This is a genomic window from Streptomyces sp. (assembly GCF_031181705.1).
In the GTDB taxonomy this organism is placed as follows: Bacteria; Actinomycetota; Actinomycetes; order Streptomycetales; family Streptomycetaceae; genus Streptomyces.
Genome location: NZ_JAPSKN010000230.1, coordinates 1 through 5,282, shown reverse-complemented (window position 1 = coordinate 5,282; position 5,282 = coordinate 1). Strand labels below are relative to the sequence as shown.

The following is a 5,282-nucleotide window of genomic DNA, read 5'->3' as shown; positions in this document are numbered from 1 at the left end:
CGCCATCCATCAGCCCGGCGGCGACGAGAACGCCGGCGGCCAGCCAGACGTGACACTGCTCGAAAGGGTGCTCAGTGGACTTCGCAAGCTCTAGCGGAGGGCCTTCCCGCTCCACCACGTCCGCGAAGATCGTGGTGGCTGGCGGCTTCGGCGTGGGCAAGACCACGTTCGTCGGCGCCGTCTCGGAGATCAATCCGCTGCGCACAGAGGCCGTCATGACGTCCGCTTCGGCGGGGATCGACGACCTGACCCACACCGGGGACAAGACCACCACCACGGTGGCCATGGACTTCGGCCGTATCACCCTGGACCAGGACCTGATCCTGTACCTCTTCGGTACGCCCGGTCAGGACCGCTTCTGGTTCATGTGGGACGACCTGGTGCGCGGCGCCATCGGCGCGATCGTGCTGGTCGACACGAGGAGGCTCGCCGACTGCTTCCCCGCCGTCGACTACTTCGAGAACTCGGGGCTGCCGTTCGTCATCGCCCTCAACGGCTTCGACGGCCAGCAGCCGTACACGCCGGACGAGGTCCGCGAGGCGCTCCAGATCGGTCCGGACACGCCGATCATCACGACCGACGCGCGGCATCGTGCCGATGCGAAGAGTGCGCTGATCACGCTGGTCGAGCACGCGCTGATGGCTCGGCTGCGGTAGTTCTCCGTTGCTGTGGGACAGCCCCTGGCGGCCTCCGGGCCGCCAGGGGCTGTCGCGTTGCCGTGTGCGGGTTCGTGCGGGCTTGCCGCGCAGTTCCCCGCGCCCCCAACACGAAGAAGGCCCCTCTGCGAGGGGCCTTCTTCGATCCGGGGTCAGCGCCAGCTGTGCGGGGCGCGGAAGCCGGGCTCGCGTTCCAGGCGGCGCCAGCCGGCCCTGACGCGGCCGCGGTGGGCCGGGGTGGGGTCCGTGGGGCGGGCGGCGGCGCGGGCCAGGAGGATCGCCGTGATGGCGGCGACCTCCTCGGGCTCGGCGTGGCCCTTCTCGACGCGGATGTCAGGCGTGTCCATGGGTGTCAGTCTCCGTGGCTGAGATGTCCGCAGGGTTACTGCGGCGGGTTGCCGTGCTTGCGGGACGGCAGGTCCGCGTGCTTGGTCTGGAGCATCGCGAGGGACTTGATGAGGACCTCGCGGGTCTCGGCGGGGTCGATGACGTCGTCGACCAGGCCGCGCTCGGCCGCGTAGTAGGGGTGCATGAGCTCGGACTTGTACTCCTTGACCATGCGCGCGCGCATGGCCTCGGGGTCCTCGGCCTCGGCGATCTGGCGGCGGAAGATGACGTTGGCGGCGCCTTCCGCGCCCATGACCGCGATCTCGTTGGTCGGCCAGGCGTAGGTGAGGTCGGCACCGATGGACTGGCTGTCCATGACGATGTACGCACCTCCGTAGGCCTTGCGCAGGATCAGCGAGATCCTCGGCACGGTCGCGTTGCAGTAGGCGTACAGCAGCTTCGCGCCGTGGCGGATGATGCCACCGTGCTCCTGGTCGACGCCCGGGAGGAAGCCGGGGACGTCCAGAAGGGTGATGATCGGGATGTTGAAGGCGTCGCACATCTGGACGAAGCGGGCCGCCTTCTCGGAGGCCTCGATGTCCAGGACGCCCGCCAGCACCTGGGGCTGGTTGGCGATGATGCCGACGACCTGGCCGTCCATCCGGCCCAGGGCGCAGATGATGTTGCGGGCCCAGCGCTCGTGGACCTCCAGGTACTCGCCGTCGTCGACGATCTCCTCGATGACCTTGGTCATGTCGTAGGGCCGGTTGCCGTCCGCCGGGACCAGGTCCAGCAGGACGTCCGAGCGGCGGTCGACGGGGTCGGAGGCCTCGGCGCGGGGCGGGTTCTCGCGGTTGTTCTGCGGGAGGAGCGACAGGAGGTAGCGGACCTCCGCGATGCACGTCTCCTCGTCGTCGTAGGCGAAGTGGCAGACACCGCTGGTCTCGGCGTGGACGTCGGCGCCGCCCAGGCCGTTCTGGGTGATCTCCTCGCCGGTGACCGCCTTGACGACGTCCGGGCCGGTGATGAACATCTGCGAGGTCTCGCGGACCATGAACACGAAGTCGGTCAGGGCCGGGCTGTAGGCGGCGCCGCCCGCGCACGGGCCGAGCATCACCGAGATCTGCGGGATGACGCCGGAGGCCTTGGTGTTGCGCTGGAAGATGCCGCCGTAGCCCGCGAGGGCCGAGACGCCTTCCTGGATGCGGGCGCCGGCGCCGTCGTTGAGGGACACCAGCGGGGCGCCGGCCGCGATGGCCATGTCCATGATCTTGTGGATCTTCGTGGCGTGGGCCTCGCCCAGCGCGCCGCCGAAGATGCGGAAGTCGTGGGCGTAGACGAAGACCGTGCGGCCCTCCACCGTGCCCCAGCCGGTGATCACACCGTCGGTGTACGGCTTCTTGGCCTCCAGGCCGAAGCCCGTGGCCCGGTGCCGGCGCAGTTGCTCGACCTCCCGGAAGGAGTCCGGGTCGAGGAGAAGTTCGATGCGCTCACGCGCGGTCAGCTTGCCCTTGGCGTGCTGCGCCTTGGTCGCCTTCTCGCTCGGTCCGGCCACCGCCTGCGCACGGATCTCGTGCAGTTCGGCCACGCGTCCACGCGCGTCGGTCGGCTCACCCGGCGCCTCATCCAAAACGGTCATGTAGCGACCTTACGAAGCCGACCTGGAAAAGCGGGCCGTCGACTCCTCACAGTCTCCGGCGTGTTTTCCTGGTACCACTGAACAGAACCACGCCGGGGTGCAGCCCTTTCGACTGCTCAGAGGGCGTGCGGCTTGTAGGGGTCACACAAGCGGCTCAGTCGAGTGTCACGTCACACCGGTGGGTGGCGCACGCCGTCCCCGGGGTGATGCGCAGCCGCAGCCGGCGGCCCGTGGCGAGCACCTCGACGGTCTTGTCCGCGCGCACGACCCGGCGGACCGGGCGGTCCCAGGTGATCTCCAGCGGTTCGCCCGTGCGGGGCGGTTCGCTCACGCAGAGGGTAGCGGTACGGCCCCTGCGGACGGTCAGCACGCTCGCTCCGGCGGAGGCGGCGAGGGGCCCGGCCGTGCCGGGTTGCCAGAAGTTCGCGGCCGTCAGGCCGAGGGAGGGCACCACCACGGCCTGCCGGGTGGCGTCGTTGGCGAGGATCGACAGCCACCGGCGGTCGGCGGCGCGGCGGGCGACCGTCCGGCGGGACGCCCCGGGCAGCAGGACGTAGGCGTAGCCCGCGTCGGCCGGGTCGGTTCCGTGGTCGAGCCAGAGGGTCTGCCAGCGGCGGGTGCGGCGCTCGGTGGTGGAGCCGGTGTTGATGTCGGACCAGGCGCCGGTGCGGTCCTCGCGCAGCGTCCTCGGCTCGCCGTCGAGCAGCAGCCAGCCGCCGTGGTCCTCCAGGTGGGCCCAGCCGGGGCCCTGGGCGAAGCGCTGGGTGCCGTGCGCGCCGAGGTTGCGGTTGTCGACGATGGTCTCGACCGGGACGCCGTCGGAGCAGCTGATCGCGGCGCCCAGGCAGATCACCGCGTCCGCGGCGCAGAACCAGGACTTGCGGGCCTGGAGGGTGGAGCCGAGGCCCTTGAGGTGCTGGCCGAGCGCCGCGTAGGTGCCGTCGGTGGTGCCGCCCACCCAGCGGGCGTCGGGGCGGGCCGTGCCCCACTCGCCGCCCTCCCGGTCGGCGAGCCGCCGGGTGGAGACGGTGGTGCCGGGCAGCCGGTACCAGTCGACGGTCGGCCAGTACCAGTCCGTGTACTGGTCGCTCGCGCCGGACCACCAGCTGACCATGCCGGCGCCGGTGTGCCAGCCGCGCGGGTTCTCGCCGTTGCCGCACTCGTAGTGGGCGATGCGGTCGCTGGCCATGGCGATGTTCACGGTGAAGCCGGGGCGGCGGTGGACGGCGCGGTCCATGGCGGCGAAGAGGTGGTGGCCGGTGGGTTCGGGGGCGGCCGGGACGGGTGCGGCGGCGATGGTGTGCAGCCGGGCGAGGGTGGCGACGCCGAACTGGGGTGCCGTCAGGAGCGGTGCCACGGTGTCGCGTTCGATCCAGCCCTTGATGCGGGCGTGCCAGCGGTCGCGTTCCTCCCGGCTCGCGCCCTCGGCGAGGATGGCGAGGGCGGCGATGAGCTGTCCGCCGTGGAAGTGGTCGGAGCGCAGGACGCTCCGGTCGTCGGAGGCGAGGTGACCCCGGCTGATGGCGCGGCCGTTGACGCTGTCCATGACCAGGCCGTCGTGGATGAGCGGCGCGTAGGCGCGTTCGACGCTGTCGAGGACGATCTGCCGGTTCGGGTCGGTGACCTCCCAGTCCGACCCGGCGAGCAGGGCGAACAGCCGGCCGAGGCCGTCGAGCATGACCTGCCCGTAGGTGCCCGAGTAGGCGACCCAGGTGTGCTGGACGAAGGAGCCGTCGGCGTAGAGGCCGTCGCCTCGGGTGACGTACGGGAAGACCGGGGAGAGCGCGTCTCGGGCCAGGGCGATCTTGGCGGGGGCGCGGCCGAGGATGCCGCGCAGGGCGACGGAGCGGCACAGGTCGACGCGGTTGGCGCCGGTGGAGGTGCCGGAGTAGTCGCCGAGGGCCGAGTCGGGGACGAAGTGGTCGACGGCGGCGCAGGCGGCCTCGACACGGGCGTCGCCCAGCCGGTCGTACAGGGCGGCCGTGATGTCCAGGAGCAGGCGGGGGCTGCCGATCTGCCACTCCCACCAGTTGCCGTAGGGGGTGGTGGCGGGGTGGTAGACGGTGGCGGAGAGGTGGTCGAGGCCGCTCAGGACGCCGGCGAGGAGGTCCGGGTCGCCGGTCGCGCCGGTGCCCTGCTGGACGTAGGCCTGGGTCATGGTCCACAGGCGGTTGTAGCTGCGGGTGATGCCGGCCGGCGGGTCGAAGGGGTGGCCCGCCCACAGGGAGTTCGCCGCCGGGGCCATGGTCGCCAGCAGATCCCGGGCGAGCGCGCCGGTCCGGGCGAGCCGGGAGGCGTACGGCTCGGCGGCGGGGTCGTACCCCGCGCCGAGCGCGATGGAGAGCCAGCGCCGGCGCAGCGTGTCGTACGGGTCGCCGGGCGGGCCCGCGACCTGGGCCGCGGGCGTCGCGCCCCCGGTCGTCGCCAGCGCCGCGGCGGCCAGCAGCAGGGCACGGCGGCTCGGACGGGTCGGGCCGGCGGCCTCGCCCGCCCGACGGGGGAACGGTCGGCGCTGCGCAGTCATGCCCCTGCCCTACCACGGGCAGCCGGTCACCTGAACGGAGGATCCGGCCGGAGTGACCGGGATGGCGGAACGGGGAGCCGCCCCCGGAGGGCCGGTCCCACCTTGTGAGACGGCCAGGCGCCACGGGTGGTACCGG

4 protein-coding genes and 1 pseudogene are annotated in these 5,282 nt (G+C 72.1%); 2 read left to right on the top strand and 3 right to left on the bottom strand.

Annotated elements, in window-relative coordinates; genetic code table 11:
• Together RIN80_RS26150 and RIN80_RS26145 are read left to right on the top strand one after the other, a co-directional pair.
• Positions 1 to 94: pseudogene (locus RIN80_RS26150) on the top strand (DUF742 domain-containing protein); the annotation flags it as partial.
• On the top strand, positions 75 to 656 hold the full coding sequence (locus RIN80_RS26145) for an ATP/GTP-binding protein (RefSeq protein WP_014675207.1): 582 nt from the start codon (positions 75 to 77) through the stop codon (positions 654 to 656). The pseudogene RIN80_RS26150 and the gene RIN80_RS26145, both read left to right, overlap by 20 nt.
• 152 nt (positions 657 to 808) lie before the next feature.
• Here RIN80_RS26145 and RIN80_RS26140 read toward each other — a convergent pair whose 3' ends face one another.
• The 3 genes from RIN80_RS26140 to RIN80_RS26130 form a co-directional block, all read right to left on the bottom strand.
• Positions 809 to 1,003, bottom strand: a complete 195-nt coding sequence (locus RIN80_RS26140) for an acyl-CoA carboxylase subunit epsilon (protein WP_309098109.1) — start codon at positions 1,001 to 1,003, stop codon at positions 809 to 811.
• Positions 1,004 to 1,038: 35 nt separating this feature from the next.
• On the bottom strand, positions 1,039 to 2,622 hold the full coding sequence (locus RIN80_RS26135; RefSeq protein ID WP_309098108.1) for an acyl-CoA carboxylase subunit beta: 1,584 nt from the start codon (positions 2,620 to 2,622) through the stop codon (positions 1,039 to 1,041).
• 154 nt (positions 2,623 to 2,776) lie between these two features.
• Positions 2,777 to 5,146, bottom strand: a complete 2,370-nt coding sequence (locus RIN80_RS26130; protein ID WP_309098107.1) for a polysaccharide lyase 8 family protein — start codon at positions 5,144 to 5,146, stop codon at positions 2,777 to 2,779.
• Positions 5,147 to 5,282: the final 136 nt, after the last annotated feature.

Bases quoted from the DNA above. Each gene is read 5' to 3' on its own strand.
- RIN80_RS26140 (WP_309098109.1), bottom strand. From the start codon at position 1,003: ATGGACACGCCTGACATCCGCGTCGAGAAGGGCCACGCCGAGCCCGAG.
- RIN80_RS26135 (WP_309098108.1), bottom strand. From the start codon at position 2,622: ATGACCGTTTTGGATGAGGCGCCGGGTGAGCCGACCGACGCGCGTGGA.
- RIN80_RS26130 (WP_309098107.1), bottom strand. From the start codon at position 5,146: ATGACTGCGCAGCGCCGACCGTTCCCCCGTCGGGCGGGCGAGGCCGCC.